This is a genomic window from Pseudomonas spelaei (assembly GCF_009724245.1).
In the GTDB taxonomy this organism is placed as follows: domain Bacteria; phylum Pseudomonadota; class Gammaproteobacteria; order Pseudomonadales; family Pseudomonadaceae; genus Aquipseudomonas; species Aquipseudomonas spelaei.
The window spans coordinates 34870-47929 of the sequence record NZ_WNNK01000022.1; the positions used below are offsets into that span (position 1 = coordinate 34870).

A 13060-nucleotide genomic window follows, 5' to 3' on the forward strand; every position below is an offset into this window, starting at 1 on the left:
TGACACGGGATAATACGCCAATATCCCATCTGTTAATTCATGAATTTCAATGGAAAATAAATCGTGATAGAGTATGTAATTACATAATACGTACCACAGTACTAAATCGACGGAGACCCCATGGCTCGCGGCGGCATCAATAAAGCAGTAGTTCAAACGGCACGCCTGGCGATCCTGGCCCGCGGCGAAAACCCCAGCATCGATGCCGTACGTATCGAGATGGGCAATACCGGCTCGAAAACCACAATTCATCGTTATCTGAAGGAGCTGGACGAAAGCGAATCGCGGCAAACCATCACCCAGGCGCCTATAGACGATGAACTGGCGGAGCTTGTGGGCAAACTGGCCCAACGCCTGAAAGACCAGGCCCAAGAGCCGATTGATAGCGCCCTGGCGCAATTCAAACAGCAAAAAGCCGCCCTGCTCGCTCAACTCGAAGAACTGGAACAGGCGCACAGCCAACTCAAGCAAGCATTCGAGGTTCAGGCACACGCGCTGACCGATGAGAGCGCCGCACTCAACACCACCCGTTCCAGCCTGCAAACCGAACAGACCCGCAACGCAGGCCTGAGCCAGGCCTGCAGCGACTACGAGCTACGAATCAACGACAAGGACGAGCAGATTCGCTCACTGGAAGAAAAGCACCTGCACGCTCGAGATGCCCTGGAGCATTACCGTAACGCCATCAAGGATCAGCGTGAGCAGGAACAGCGACGCCACGAAGGCCAGTTGCAGCAAGTGCAGGCGGAACTGCGCCAGGCGCAGCAGAGTGCGATGGTGCGCCAGGATGAGATTACCCAGTTGCACCGCGATAACGAGCGACTGCTGATTGAGCATCGCGTCACCGTGAAGGAGCTGGGTATGCTGCAAGAGCAATCACGCAAGGAACGGGACGAGCAGCGCCAGTTGAGCGAACAGGTCAGCCTGATCGACAGCGAGCGCACCCTCCTCCAGGAACGCTTGCGGGTTGCGCTGTTGGAGGTTCAGTTACGCCAGGAGGCATTGAGCGAACACCAGCAGGCCAACAAGGCCCTCGAACTGGACCTGGTCAAAGCCCAGGCCCGTATCGAGGCGCTGCACCTGGCGGCCGTCGTTGCAACGGCGCCAGAGGCGACTACCGAAGGTTGATCAACCTGCCACAGGCGTGCGCATGGTAACGAACTCTTCCGCCGCCGTCGGGTGCACGCCGATGGTTTCATCGAAATGCTGCTTGGTCGCGCCCGCCTTGAGCGCGATCGCCAGCCCCTGAATGATTTCGCCGGCATCCGGCCCCACCATGTGGCAACCCAGGACCTTGTCAGTCTCTGCGTCAACCACCAACTTCATCAGCGTGCGCTCCTGGCACTCGGTCAAGGTCAGCTTCATCGGCCGGAAACGGCTTTCGAAAATCTGCACCTTGTGACCGTCAGCCTTGGCCTGCTCTTCGCTCAAGCCCACGGTGCCGATGTTCGGCAGGCTGAATACTGCTGTCGGAATCATCGCGTAATCCACCGGGCGATACTGCTCAGGCTTGAACAGACGACGCGCCACAGCCATGCCTTCCGCCAGCGCAACCGGCGTCAATTGCACACGCCCGATCACATCGCCAATGGCCAGGATCGACGACTCAGCCGTCTGGTAGCGCTCATCCACTTCAACGAAGCCACGCTTGTCCAGTTTGACGCCGGTATTTTCCAGCCCCAGGTTGTCGAGCATTGGACGTCGACCCGTGGCGTAGAACACGCAATCTGCCTCCAGCACCCGACCGTCTTTCAGGGTGGCCTTTAGGCTGCCGTCGGCCTGCTTGTCGATGCGCTCGATATCGGCATTGAACTGCAAATCCATCCCACGCTTGGTCAGCTCTTCCTGCAAATGCTTGCGCACCGCACCATCGAAACCACGCAGGAACAGATCGCCGCGATACAACAGCGTCGTTTGTGCGCCAAGGCCGTGGAAAATCCCGGCAAACTCCACCGCGATGTAACCACCGCCCACCACCAGCACACGCTTGGGCAGCGCTTTGAGGAAAAAAGCCTCATTGGAGCCGATGGCATGTTCGTGCCCCGGGATTTCCGGGATCTGCGGCCAGCCACCCGTGGCGATCAGAATGTGCCTGGCAGTGAAGCGCTCACCGTTGATCTCCACTTGGTGGGGATCCACCAGGCGCGCATGCCCTTCATGCAGGGTCACGCCGCTGTTGACCAACAGGTTGCGATAAATGCCATTGAGGCGATTGATCTCGCGGTCCTTGTTGGCAATCAAGGTTGTCCAATCAAAGTTCGCCTCTCCCAGAGACCAGCCGAAACCACTGGCCTGCTCAAAATCTTCGGCAAAGTGTGCCCCGTAGACCAGTAACTTCTTCGGTACGCAACCGACGTTGACACAGGTACCGCCCAGGTAGCGGCTTTCAGCCACGGCCACCTTGGCGCCAAAGCCTGCGGCAAAGCGCGCAGCCCGAACACCGCCGGAACCGGCACCTATTACATAAAGATCAAAATCGTAGGCCATTTCACTCTCCTCGGCAGGCCAACAGCATACCTGCTGCCATCCTCTGAGCAATATAGGGGGCCGAAAAACAAGAAAGCCACCCGAAGGTGGCTTTCTTGAGATCAGGCAGGCAAGCGTGAATCAGTAAGCCTTGCCAGTCTTGTAGAAGTGCTCGTAGCAGAAGTTGGTCGCCTCGATGTAGCCCTCGGCGCCACCGCAGTCGAAACGCTGGCCTTTGAACTTGTAGGCGATCACACAGCCATCTTTCGCCTGCTTCAACAGCGCGTCGGTAATCTGAATCTCGCCACCTTTGCCTGGGGCGGTCTCTTCGATCAGCTTGAAGATGTCCGGCGTCAGGATGTAGCGACCGATGATCGCCAGGTTCGACGGTGCATCTTCCGGCGCCGGCTTTTCAACCATGTCACGTACGCGGATCAGGCCATCGCCAATTTCGTCGCCCGCGATTACGCCGTACTTGTTGGTTTCCTGAGGATCGACTTCTTGAACGGCAATGATGGTGCAACGGTATTTCTTGTACAGGTTGACCATCTGGGTCAACACGCCGTCACCTTCCAGGTTGACGCACAAGTCGTCCGCCAGTACCACGGCGAAGGGTTCGTCACCGATCAGCGGGCGACCGGTCAGAATCGCGTGGCCCAGGCCCTTCATTTGGGTCTGACGAGTGTAGGAGAACGAGCACTCATCGAGCAGCTTACGGATACCAACCAGGTATTTTTCCTTGTCGGTGCCCTTGATCTGGTTTTCCAGCTCGTAGCTGATGTCGAAGTGGTCTTCCAGAGCGCGTTTGCCACGGCCGGTCACGATGGAGATTTCGTTCAGACCCGCATCCAGTGCTTCTTCAACGCCGTACTGGATCAGTGGCTTGTTCACCACCGGCAGCATCTCTTTGGGCATGGCTTTAGTCGCTGGCAGGAAGCGAGTACCGTAACCGGCTGCTGGGAACAAGCATTTCTTGATCATAAAAGTCCTTAATAAGGGCTGTGCGTACGAAATTCGGCGCAGTCTAATCAGGCCGCAGTCACCTTACAATGGGTCCTGCTGGCGTTGCGATGTCAACATAGAGAAAAAATGTCGGCTTAAGTTCCGCCCATCTTCGAACAAGCCTTCCCGGCGGCATCGCAAACATTGACTGCGCCCCGTTGTTTTAAAGGGTTTTACCCTTTTTAGCATGCTTTATGAGGATCAGCACTGACCTGCAACAAGTTGGGCGGTCCAAATGCATTTGGCGCTATCATTGCGCTCTTGAACCAGACAACGAGAAAGATAGATGTCAGAACCAAAAGGCGTGAACGGCTACCTGATCACACAGCGAGCAGATGGCTGGCACTTGATCAACTTCCACGGTGACAGCGTCGCCGGGTCATTCGCAACCGAACGTGAAGCTATTGCGGTAGCGGAAGTGTTCGTAGATGAAGCTGGCCACGCGTCAAGCAAAAGACCCAAGGGCAAGTAAGCCTTGTAGCCCTGTACATCAAAGCCCCCGTGAGCGGGGCTTTTTTGTGTTTGTCTGTACGTTAATGGCCGTTCGCTATAATCTCGCTTGAACCGTTTCAGCGCCCCTTCCAACACCTTCAGCGACGACCACACCATGAACAAGATCCTGGCACTGATTGCGGTACTGGTGCTCACCGGCTGCACTACCACCTCCGATACTTACCTGAAAAATGGCGAGCAAGGCCTGACCATCGATTGTTCCGGCGAGGCCAACTCCTGGGCCAGTTGCTACGAGAAAGCCGACGCCTCCTGCGCGGGCACCGGCTACCGCATCGTCGGTACAGAAGGTACGCCTGCCTTGAAGGAAAGCGACAAGACCCTGGGCAAAGATGTCGGCAACTTCAAAAGCCGCAGCGTAGTCGTCGTCTGCAAGTAACCGATCAGCTACATGTGAATTTCGGCGAACTTGATGCCCAGGCCACGAATGGTTTCGATCAGGTCATCCAACCGCGAGAAGGCCTCGACCTCATCCTGGTCATCCACCAGAAAAAAACTGCGCCCGGCGCTTTTCTTGAAGAACACAATCCACTCTCCAGGATCGGCCGGGTTCTGTATGACATGGGTTGCCGATATGTGACCTGCTGCATGTCGGTCTCTGACTTGCTCACGCTTCATGACTGAATTCCGAAAAAAACAATGCCGCTGGGTTTCAGCGGCATTTTTGTGGGTGACCAACAGTTTAACGGATGCCTTGGCCTATCAGCACGCCCTCTACCGTTTGCCCATACAGATTGACCCCGTCGTTGGCGTGAAACTTGACCCGGGTTTTCTCCACCGAACCGTCCACCAGCCGCGGATCTTGCGGCCGTTCGTGGCTATTGACGTACGCCGCCACATCCCATGCCTGCTGGTCGGTCAGGCTGCCGCCCTTGCCCAGGGGCATGTTGTATTTGATGAAGGATGCCGCCGTGTTGATCCGGTGCATTCCGGCGCCCCAGTTGTAGGAGTCTTTACCCCACAAAGGCGGCATTACGTAGCTGTCGCCGACTTTCTGACCTTGGCCCTCGGCACCATGACAGACCGCGCACTGCCCCTTGTAGACCTCGGCCCCCCGAGCCAAGTCATAAGCGTTGGCGGATGACGGCACCTCTGGATAACCCCGCCCCGGCAACTCAACGCCCAACGGCGCTTTGCTCGCCAACCAATAGGAGTAGACCGACAACGCCGTAATCTCCGGACTGTCAGCTGCCGGTGGCGTGCCACCGTTCATGCTGAACTGGAAACAGCCCTGCAAGCGCTCGGCAAAGGTGTTGACCTTGTCGTTCTTTTTTCGATAGGCCGGGTACATGGGATAGGCCCCCCACAACGGCGCCGAGTTAGCCAACCGCCCCTGATCCAAGTGGCAATTGCTGCAATTGAGGCCATTACCGACAAATTTCGGGGCCAGGCGCTTGGTGTCGACAAACAACGCATATCCCTGCCTGACCAGCTTGCCGTAGGCATTGTCCGGCAGTTCACTTTCCAGTGGTGGCTGGAACTGACTCGCCGGATGGGCCGCAACAGGGGCCTGTAACTGCGACTGATCTTCCATGGCGATAGTCGCAGCCAAGACGGGCAGACTGATCAACACGCTCAATACGGGGGCAAACAGGAAAACCTTCATGGCTTGGCCTCCTGGCCGCTCAATGAGGAGAAATAGGTTGCCACGCCCTGCACTTCCTCAGCCGTGAGCGACTTAGCGATATGGCCCATCAAGTCATTGGGATCGTTATGCCGTGCCCCGCTCTGCCAGGCATTCAGTTGTGCGACCAGATAAGCGGCGGATTGACCGGCCAGGGGTGGAAAAGCCTCACCAACGCCTACGCCAGCTGGCCCATGACAGCTGACACAGGCAGGAATCTGTCGATCCCAGGCACCTTGCAAGGCGATTTTTTGCGCCGCATTGGCGGGCATGACACTTCGGTGAAGGGTTGCAACGGCAGGTGCGGGCATCGTCGCCAACGCTTGGGTCACCGTGCCGACTTCCTCTTCAGTCAGGGCGCTGGCCAGCGGTTGCATGACCGGGCTGCTGCGGGCCCCGCTTTTGAAATCCTCCAACTGCTTGCGCAAATAGCCCGCCGGCAAACCGGCCAGACGCGGAAAACCGGCCGCCGCCAGTCCCAGGCCATCCGCTCCGTGACACGCCACACAAGGCGCAGCGCCAGGCTGCGAACCTCCTTGGGTAAAGACGTTTCGGCCTTCTTGCGCGTGAGCACTGCCCAGTATCAGCAGCAGCGCACTCCCCATCAAAACTCGTTCCAGAGACATCATCACGACTCCATTCTTATAGTTATATGCTTAGACCCTCAAAGCATAAGCCTACAAATGGTAGGGCAATGAGCTGATAGCTACAACACCTTCGCACTGCACAAAAATAAACATCTTCGGGTAAATACGCGCCCTCACGGGAAGCGCAGGCAAAAAAAAGCCTGACACGGCATCAGTGTCAGGCTTTTTGAATCGGATTCGTATGAGCGGCCCTGGCCTCAACCGGAAATGCAATCCTCGGCGGCTTTCTTCACATCGCCTGGACGAATAGGCACATTGGACATGCTTTCATAGAGCTTGATGCTACTGCCGCTGGAGCGATCTTCAATTTCAAAGACAGCCGACGGATCAGCGGAAAATTTCTGCGGCACGATCACCCGAACACCGTCCTTGTGGGGCTCGATCTGCGACGGTCTGCGGGTCGACGACAATTTCTGAACCACACAGGCCGCATACTCCTGTGGTTTTTTCCCGGAGATGACCGCCAACGTTGGCGGTGTCTGCTTGATATCTGATACCGAAGCACACCCACCCAACGCCAAGGCCAGGACCAACACACTCCACTTCATACAAAACCTCCGATAAAGACCCTACGACAGCGAGAATGGTATTTTTCTCCCGCAAACGTAGGACTTATCCCTGATAACTCGGTAAATAACTGTTTTAAATTGTCGAAGACACCGACGACGGCCCGATAATAAACGTGCTGGGGCTGATAAACTCCATCTTAACCTACGTATCGTTCTGATTTTTCAGAAAAAGCCCTTCTGGAGACACCCCATGAAATTCATTCACCAGCGCGAGCACCTTAACGAAGGGGACATTGTCGTCATCGAGTGCTCCCAAACCTGCAATATCCGCCTGATGAGCGATGCCAACTTTCGCAGCTTCAAGAACGGTGGCCGCCACAGCTACCACGGCGGCGCGTTTGACACGTTCCCGGCTAGAATCACCGCACCCAGTACCGGCTTCTGGAACATTACCCTCGACGTGGTCAGCCGCCGCGCCATCAGCGTGACGCGCAAGCCAACCTTGTCTCACAAAATCCGAATCGTTCGCCGTACCAACTCCAAACTGAGCTGATTGTTCAACCGCAGCCGACAGGAAAGACCGTGACTCAAACCACCAAATACGTCATCAAGTACAAGCTCAATGGTGAGCGCCGCTTTGAATTCGCCCAGCTGCAATCGGCCAGTGTAGAAGAGGCTAAAGCCGCCTTGGCGAAGATTCATGATGCCAGCGACGAAATCACCGATATCAATGTGAGCAAAGCCCTGTAATTCGAGCGCAAGCATCGGAGTGCCGTGCCCCCGGCGACTTCCTAGACTGGCAGCCCTCACCCACTGCCACAGGAAATCGCCGATGCTTTCTTTATCCACTCACCTCCCTCTGGCCGATCGCCTGGTTTCCCAGGACTGGCGCGCCATCGAAAGCGCTCTTGACCAACAGGGTAATGCGCTGATCCCCGGACTGCTCAATGCCCGCGAATGCGCCGATCTCAGCGACCACTACCCACGACCGGAGGCATTCCGCTCCCACGTGGTGATGGCCAGGCATGGCTTTGGCCGGGGCGAGTACAAATACTTTCGCTACCCGCTGCCAGCCCTTGTCGGCGACCTGCGCGAACAGCTTTATCCTTATCTGGCGCCACAGGCCAATCGCTGGAACGAGCAGATGAATCTGCCGATCACCTACCCGCCACAACACGCCGACTTTGTCGCTCGCTGCCACGCTGCCGGACAACAACGTCCCACCCCCCTGCTGCTGCAATATGGCCCGGGAGACTACAACTGCCTGCATCAAGACCTTTATGGTGAGCATGTCTTCCCCCTGCAGGTAGCGATCCTGTTATCCCAGCCTGGCGAGGATTTCAATGGCGGGGAATTCGTACTGACCGAGCAACGCCCGAGGATGCAATCTCGGGCCCAGGTAGTGCCATTGAACAAGGGGGATGCCGTGATCTTTGCGGTCAATCAGCGCCCAATGCCCAGCACTCGTGGTTTTCATCGGGTGACCTTGCGCCATGGGGTCAGTGTTCTGCACAGTGGCAAACGTCATACTTTGGGAGTGATCTTTCACGATGCGCAATAAGCCGATTTCCGGCCCCACCGCTGAGCTGTTCGCCGACGATGCTTTGCAGCAACCGGCGGGGCGCGAGCAAATCGGCGAACAGTCCTATGTTCTCAGAGGTTATGCCCTGCCCTGGATCGAACGTCTGCTGCCGGAGTTGCGGCGCGTGCTGGCCCAGTCACCGTTTCGGCAGATGGTCACACCTGGCGGCTTCATCATGTCGGCGGCCTTGAGCAGTTGCGGCGAGCTGGGATGGACCACGGACCGCACGGGCTATCGCTATACAACCATTGACCCCAACAGCCAGCAACCCTGGCCAGCACTGCCCGAAGCCTTGCATCAACTGGCGGTAATGGCAGCGGAGGAAGCGGGATTCAACGACTTTGAACCGGACGCCTGCCTGATCAACCGCTATGTACCGGGGGCAAAAATGTCCCTGCACCAGGACAAGAACGAACGTCACTACACCGCGCCCGTGGTCTCGGTGTCCCTGGGCTTGCCGGCGGTATTTCTATTCGGCGGCCATGAACGCAGCGACAAGGTACAAAAGGTCTCGTTATTCCATGGCGATGTGGTCGTCTGGGGCGGTGTGGATCGCTTGCGCTTTCATGGCGTGCTGCCGATCAAGGAAGGCGTACACCCGCAAATGGGACCACAGCGCATCAACCTGACGTTCCGTATGGCCGGCTGAATTTGACCGCAAGCATCGGAGTGTTGCGGATACAGCGTGCGACTAATCTGGCCGTGTTCGTTCAAGAGTAATCAACCATGACTTCGCGCCACCCCACTGAACAAGACCCACGCTGGGCCGCTATCGTCGCCCGCGACCCCAAGGCTGACTTGCAGTTCGTCTATGGCGTGAAAACCACCGGTGTCTATTGTCGCCCCAGCAGCGCGTCGCGCCTGCCACGCCCGGAAAACGTCGAGTTCTTCGACACCCCGCAACACGCCGAAGCGGCCGGCTACCGTCCCAGCAAACGCGCTTCTGGGGATCAAACTCAGGTAGCGCAGCGTCATGCCCGGATTGTGTCAGCCGCCTGCCGGCATATCGAACAGGCCGAGACCGTGCCCAGCCTGGAAGCGCTGGCCACCCTCGCCGGCTTGAGCCCCTTTCATTTCCACCGGATCTTCAAAGCCGTCACCGGCCTGACACCCAAGGGCTACGCCAGTGCCCACCGCTCACGCAAGGTGCGTGACAGGCTCAAGGACAGCCATTCGGTGACCGATGCGCTGTACGACGCCGGCTTCAATTCCAACAGTCGGTTCTACGAGTCTGCCGACCAACTGTTGGGGATGAAACCCAGTGATTACAAAGCCGGTGGCACCAACAGTGACATCCGCTTTGCCGTCGGCCAATGCTCGCTGGGAGCGATCCTGGTGGCGCAAAGTAATCGGGGGGTATGCGCGATTCTGCTGGGGGACGACCCAGACAAATTGGTGCACGACCTGCAGGATCAATTTCCCCTGGCCAACCTTATCGGCGCCGATCACGGGTTCGAACAGTTGATCGCCCGGGTTGTTGGTTTTATTGAAGCGCCGGCGCTGGGCCTGGACCTGCCTCTGGATCTACGCGGTACGGCGTTTCAGGAACGGGTCTGGCAAGCGTTGCGGGAAATTCCGGTGGGCAGCACCGCCAGTTATGGCGAGATTGCCAAGCGCATCGGCGCCCCGACCTCTTTCCGCGCCGTGGCCCAGGCGTGTGGAGCCAACAGCCTGGCGGTAGCGATTCCTTGCCATCGGGTGGTGCGCAGCGATGGCAACCTGTCGGGATATCGCTGGGGCGTGGAGCGTAAACGCCAGTTGCTGGAGCGAGAAGGCTCGACACACACCTGAGGCCCCGGCAAGAGGCTGCTACCCTTCCAGCTTGCGCCGACGAAACTCCGCGACCTTATGCCGATTGCCACACAGCGCCATGCTGCACCAACGGCGCTTGTGGGCCTTGGTGCGGTCATAGAACCACAGCACGCAATCCGGATGCTCACAGGTGCGGATCAAAGCAAAATCGCCCTCGACCAATAGCACCGCAGCGGCCTCCGCAAGCGGCGAGAGAAACTGTTCAGGCGTTTGCTGTTTGCGCTGACGCTCCAGGTGCACCTCGCCCGGCGCAGGCCAGGACAGTTGTGGATGACTGACAGCCTTGCGCAAAAATCCGTTGAGGGCCGCGGGCTCACCTTGCAAGCCTGCCTTGCGTTGCTCCAGCAGATCCCGGATCACCTCCCGTAACCCCCGCGCCGCGCCTAGCAAAGCACCCTCCTCGAACGCAGGCACGGCGCCCTCCTCGGTCCAGCCAAGGCGTACCAGCCAACGCTCGACATCGGCATCCGTCTCCCAGAAGTCCCGAGCCACACCGTCGACATTCGCCCGCGTATTGAGCATATCCAATACCGGATCATCGGCCAGTACATAAGGTTCCAGCGGTAAATCGGATGGGGGGATGGCAGTCATGTCGAATCCTCTTGAACGCCCATCATCGTAACCACTATTCAAGCATCTGTGTAGTTACGGAACCCAATAGAAAAGTAACCTCTTAATTTGATTTGACAGGTTACAAAAATAAGATCAGCCTGCTCAACCAGTAACCCGATAAATTAAATTAACCAGTTACACAGGAGTCTGATCATGTCGATCCTCGCGCCAGTGATTCGCTACCATCACGTCAACGCCGATGGTGTGCGCGTGTTCTACCGTGAAGCCGGCGATCCTGCCGCGCCGGTCATTCTGTTGCTGCACGGTTTCCCTAGCTCCTCCCATATGTACCGCAACCTGATCCCGCTGCTCGCCACTCGTTACCGGGTGATTGCGCCGGACCTGCCGGGGTTCGGCTTTACCGAGGTGCCCGCTGAACGCGCCTACCACTACAGCTTCGACAACCTGGCAGTCACCATTGGCCACTTCGTCGACGCGCTGAAACTCAGCCGCTACGCCCTGTATGTCTTTGACTACGGCGCCCCGGTTGGCCTGCGCCTGGCCGTGGCACACCCGCAGCGGGTCAGCGCGCTGGTGTCGCAAAACGGCAACGCTTATCTGGAAGGATTGGGTGATGCCTGGGCGCCGATCCGCGCCTACTGGGCCGATCCGAGCCAGGCCAACCGGGAGGTGATTCGCACTGCGGTGATCAGCCTGGACGGCACCCGCTATCAGTACCTGCACGGTGTTGATCAACCGGAGTTGGTAGCGCCGGAGTCCTACATCCTTGACACCCTACTGATGCAGCGCCCCGGCAATGACGAAATCCAACTCGACCTGTTCCTCGACTATCGCAACAACCTGACCCTGTACCCGGCCTTCCAGGCGTTTTTCAGGGCCACACAGTTGCCGACGCTGGTGATCTGGGGTCGTAATGATCCGTTTTTCATCCCGCCGGGGGCTCACGCCTACAAGACCGACAACCCCAACGCGGTGGTGGAGTTGCTCGACACCGGCCACTTCGCCCTTGAAACCCATGTTGCGCCCATTGCCCAGCGTATCCACGAGGTACTTGGGCACGCCATCGACTGAAACCTGCGGTTGAACCCGGCACGAAACGCCGGGTTCGTCCAGTGAATAAAACAGACTGGCGAGGGCTGTTGGCCCCTGCTAAAACAGCGGGCAGGCATTCCACCGTTGGAGAGGCAACCCATGAGCACCTGGCCAGACACTCGAATTATTGACCTGCTGGGCATTGAACTGCCGATCATTCAGGCGCCCATGGCCGGTGCCACCAGCACAGCCATGGTCATTGCCGCCAGCGAGGCCGGCGCCCTGGGTTCGATGCCGGCTGCAGCGTTGAGCATCGAACAACTGCGTGAGGCGCTGACCACTGTCCGTCAAAGCAGCACGCGAGCGCTGAACGTCAACTTCTTCTGTCATCAGCCGCCGACACCCGATGCCGAGCGTGACCGCCAGTGGAAAAATCTGCTGCAACCCTACTACCGTGAACTGGGTGCCGACTTCGATGCGCCGACGCCCACCTCCAGCCGCGCACCGTTCAACAATGCCGCCTGCGAAGTCGTAGAAGCGTTTCGTCCAGAAGTCGTCAGCTTCCACTTCGGCCTGCCGGAAAAAGCCCTGCTGGACCGGGTCAAAGCGACCGGTGCCAAGGTGCTGTCGTCCGCCACCACCGTCGAAGAAGCCATCTGGCTGGAACAGCACGGCTGCGACGCGATCATTGCCATGGGCTATGAAGCCGGGGGTCATCGCGGGATGTTTCTCACCGCAGACCTCAGCAGCCAGATCGGCACCTTGGCCCTGGTGCCGCAGATTGTCGACGCCGTGAGTGTGCCGGTGATTGCCGCCGGCGGGATTGGTGATGCCAGAGGCATTGTCGCCGCCTTCGCCCTGGGGGCCTCGGCAGTGCAGGTCGGCACGGCGTACCTGTTTACCCCCGAGGCCAATGTCACACCGTCGCACCACCACGCATTGCGCACGGCACAGGCCAGTGAGACGGCCCTGACCAACCTGTTCACCGGGCGTCCGGCGCGGGGCATCATCAACCGGGTAATGCGTGAGCTGGGATCAATCAACCCGACAGCGCCCGCATTTCCGCTGTCCGGCGGCGCGTTGATGCCGTTGAAAGCCAAGGATGAAGCTGGCTTCAGTAACTTGTGGTCAGGCCAGGCATTACGCCTGTGCAAAGACCTCTCGACTTACCAACTGACCCGCACGCTGGCGGAGCAAGCGCTGGAAAAATTCAAAAGAACCTGAAAACACTGACTTCCTGGGCAACTTTACACTGTACCGGCAATGGCCAACCGCTATATATTCCCATACATAGCGGTAGACC

Annotated in this window: 17 protein-coding genes; 10 read left to right on the plus strand and 7 right to left on the minus strand. The window is 58.2% G+C overall.

Annotation, left to right across the window (positions count from 1 at the left end):
• Positions 1-120: 120 nt before the first annotated feature.
• Positions 121-1128 (plus strand): DNA-binding protein, encoded by a 1008-nt coding sequence (locus GNF76_RS22630; protein WP_155585307.1) that lies wholly within the window; start codon positions 121-123, stop codon positions 1126-1128.
• Here the strand turns inward: GNF76_RS22630 and gorA are convergent, their stop codons facing one another.
• Both gorA and galU read right to left on the minus strand, forming a co-directional pair.
• On the minus strand, positions 1129-2487 hold the full coding sequence (gorA, locus tag GNF76_RS22635; RefSeq protein WP_155585308.1) for a glutathione-disulfide reductase: 1359 nt from the start codon (positions 2485-2487) through the stop codon (positions 1129-1131).
• Positions 2488-2607: 120 nt separating this feature from the next.
• Complete coding sequence (gene galU, locus GNF76_RS22640) at positions 2608-3447, minus strand: UTP--glucose-1-phosphate uridylyltransferase GalU (protein WP_155585309.1); 840 nt, start codon at positions 3445-3447, stop codon at positions 2608-2610.
• Positions 3448-3754: 307 nt separating this feature from the next.
• Here galU and GNF76_RS22645 point away from each other — a divergent pair, with 307 nt between their 5' ends.
• Together GNF76_RS22645 and GNF76_RS22650 are read left to right on the plus strand one after the other, a co-directional pair.
• Positions 3755-3940, plus strand: coding sequence for a hypothetical protein (locus tag GNF76_RS22645; protein ID WP_010562799.1), 186 nt, complete (start codon positions 3755-3757; stop codon positions 3938-3940).
• 135 nt (positions 3941-4075) lie between these two features.
• Complete coding sequence (locus GNF76_RS22650; RefSeq protein ID WP_155585310.1) at positions 4076-4357, plus strand: hypothetical protein; 282 nt, start codon at positions 4076-4078, stop codon at positions 4355-4357.
• A gap of 8 nt (positions 4358-4365) precedes the next feature.
• Here the strand turns inward: GNF76_RS22650 and GNF76_RS22655 are convergent, their stop codons facing one another.
• The 4 genes from GNF76_RS22655 to GNF76_RS22670 form a co-directional block, all read right to left on the minus strand.
• The gene (locus tag GNF76_RS22655) at positions 4366-4596 is read right to left on the minus strand and encodes a hypothetical protein (RefSeq protein ID WP_155585311.1); all 231 of its coding nucleotides are present in this window, start codon (positions 4594-4596) and stop codon (positions 4366-4368) included.
• Between the two features lie 64 nt (positions 4597-4660).
• A complete protein-coding gene (locus GNF76_RS22660; RefSeq protein ID WP_155585312.1) occupies positions 4661-5584 on the minus strand; it encodes a c-type cytochrome in 924 nt (307 codons plus the stop codon).
• Positions 5581-6231 carry a c-type cytochrome gene (locus GNF76_RS22665; RefSeq protein WP_155585313.1) on the minus strand — a complete coding sequence of 217 codons (651 nt, stop codon included), beginning with the start codon at positions 6229-6231 and terminating at the stop codon, positions 5581-5583. Before GNF76_RS22665 ends, GNF76_RS22660 begins: the two co-directional genes overlap by 4 nt.
• A 215-nt stretch (positions 6232-6446) precedes the next feature.
• The gene (locus GNF76_RS22670) at positions 6447-6797 is read right to left on the minus strand and encodes a hypothetical protein (RefSeq protein ID WP_155585314.1); all 351 of its coding nucleotides are present in this window, start codon (positions 6795-6797) and stop codon (positions 6447-6449) included.
• A 211-nt stretch (positions 6798-7008) separates the two neighbouring features.
• Between GNF76_RS22670 and GNF76_RS22675 the strand changes: the two genes are divergently transcribed.
• From GNF76_RS22675 to ada, 5 genes are all read left to right on the plus strand, one after another.
• Entirely contained in the window at positions 7009-7311 is a 303-nt protein-coding gene (locus GNF76_RS22675) for a DUF1883 domain-containing protein (RefSeq protein WP_155585315.1), read from the plus strand.
• Positions 7312-7340: 29 nt separating this feature from the next.
• A complete protein-coding gene (locus GNF76_RS22680; protein ID WP_178123498.1) occupies positions 7341-7508 on the plus strand; it encodes a hypothetical protein in 168 nt (55 codons plus the stop codon).
• Positions 7509-7590: 82 nt separating this feature from the next.
• Positions 7591-8319 carry a 2OG-Fe(II) oxygenase gene (locus GNF76_RS22685; protein ID WP_155585317.1) on the plus strand — a complete coding sequence of 243 codons (729 nt, stop codon included), beginning with the start codon at positions 7591-7593 and terminating at the stop codon, positions 8317-8319.
• 4 nt (positions 8320-8323) lie between these two features.
• Positions 8324-8989 carry a DNA oxidative demethylase AlkB gene (gene alkB / locus GNF76_RS22690; RefSeq protein WP_178123512.1) on the plus strand — a complete coding sequence of 222 codons (666 nt, stop codon included), beginning with the start codon at positions 8324-8326 and terminating at the stop codon, positions 8987-8989.
• A 77-nt stretch (positions 8990-9066) separates the two neighbouring features.
• Positions 9067-10131 (plus strand): bifunctional DNA-binding transcriptional regulator/O6-methylguanine-DNA methyltransferase Ada, encoded by a 1065-nt coding sequence (gene ada / locus GNF76_RS22695; RefSeq protein ID WP_155585319.1) that lies wholly within the window; start codon positions 9067-9069, stop codon positions 10129-10131.
• An 18-nt stretch (positions 10132-10149) separates the two neighbouring features.
• Here the strand turns inward: ada and GNF76_RS22700 are convergent, their stop codons facing one another.
• Positions 10150-10743 (minus strand): CGNR zinc finger domain-containing protein, encoded by a 594-nt coding sequence (locus GNF76_RS22700; RefSeq protein WP_155585320.1) that lies wholly within the window; start codon positions 10741-10743, stop codon positions 10150-10152.
• A 174-nt stretch (positions 10744-10917) separates the two neighbouring features.
• Between GNF76_RS22700 and GNF76_RS22705 the strand changes: the two genes are divergently transcribed.
• The gene (locus tag GNF76_RS22705; RefSeq protein ID WP_155585321.1) at positions 10918-11796 is read left to right on the plus strand and encodes an alpha/beta fold hydrolase; all 879 of its coding nucleotides are present in this window, start codon (positions 10918-10920) and stop codon (positions 11794-11796) included.
• Positions 11797-11916: 120 nt separating this feature from the next.
• Positions 11917-12981, plus strand: coding sequence for an NAD(P)H-dependent flavin oxidoreductase (locus GNF76_RS22710; RefSeq protein ID WP_155585322.1), 1065 nt, complete (start codon positions 11917-11919; stop codon positions 12979-12981).
• Positions 12982-13060: the final 79 nt, after the last annotated feature.

Coding starts and splice junctions, on each gene's coding strand:
- GNF76_RS22630 (WP_155585307.1), top strand. CDS start 121: ATGGCTCGCGGCGGCATCAATAAAGCAGTAGTTCAAACGGCACGCCTG.
- gorA (WP_155585308.1), bottom strand. CDS start 2,487: ATGGCCTACGATTTTGATCTTTATGTAATAGGTGCCGGTTCCGGCGGT.
- galU (WP_155585309.1), bottom strand. CDS start 3,447: ATGATCAAGAAATGCTTGTTCCCAGCAGCCGGTTACGGTACTCGCTTC.
- GNF76_RS22645 (WP_010562799.1), top strand. CDS start 3,755: ATGTCAGAACCAAAAGGCGTGAACGGCTACCTGATCACACAGCGAGCA.
- GNF76_RS22650 (WP_155585310.1), top strand. CDS start 4,076: ATGAACAAGATCCTGGCACTGATTGCGGTACTGGTGCTCACCGGCTGC.
- GNF76_RS22655 (WP_155585311.1), bottom strand. CDS start 4,596: ATGAAGCGTGAGCAAGTCAGAGACCGACATGCAGCAGGTCACATATCG.
- GNF76_RS22660 (WP_155585312.1), bottom strand. CDS start 5,584: ATGAAGGTTTTCCTGTTTGCCCCCGTATTGAGCGTGTTGATCAGTCTG.
- GNF76_RS22665 (WP_155585313.1), bottom strand. CDS start 6,231: ATGATGTCTCTGGAACGAGTTTTGATGGGGAGTGCGCTGCTGCTGATA.
- GNF76_RS22670 (WP_155585314.1), bottom strand. CDS start 6,797: ATGAAGTGGAGTGTGTTGGTCCTGGCCTTGGCGTTGGGTGGGTGTGCT.
- GNF76_RS22675 (WP_155585315.1), top strand. CDS start 7,009: ATGAAATTCATTCACCAGCGCGAGCACCTTAACGAAGGGGACATTGTC.
- GNF76_RS22685 (WP_155585317.1), top strand. CDS start 7,591: ATGCTTTCTTTATCCACTCACCTCCCTCTGGCCGATCGCCTGGTTTCC.
- ada (WP_155585319.1), top strand. CDS start 9,067: ATGACTTCGCGCCACCCCACTGAACAAGACCCACGCTGGGCCGCTATC.
- GNF76_RS22700 (WP_155585320.1), bottom strand. CDS start 10,743: ATGACTGCCATCCCCCCATCCGATTTACCGCTGGAACCTTATGTACTG.
- GNF76_RS22705 (WP_155585321.1), top strand. CDS start 10,918: ATGTCGATCCTCGCGCCAGTGATTCGCTACCATCACGTCAACGCCGAT.
- GNF76_RS22710 (WP_155585322.1), top strand. CDS start 11,917: ATGAGCACCTGGCCAGACACTCGAATTATTGACCTGCTGGGCATTGAA.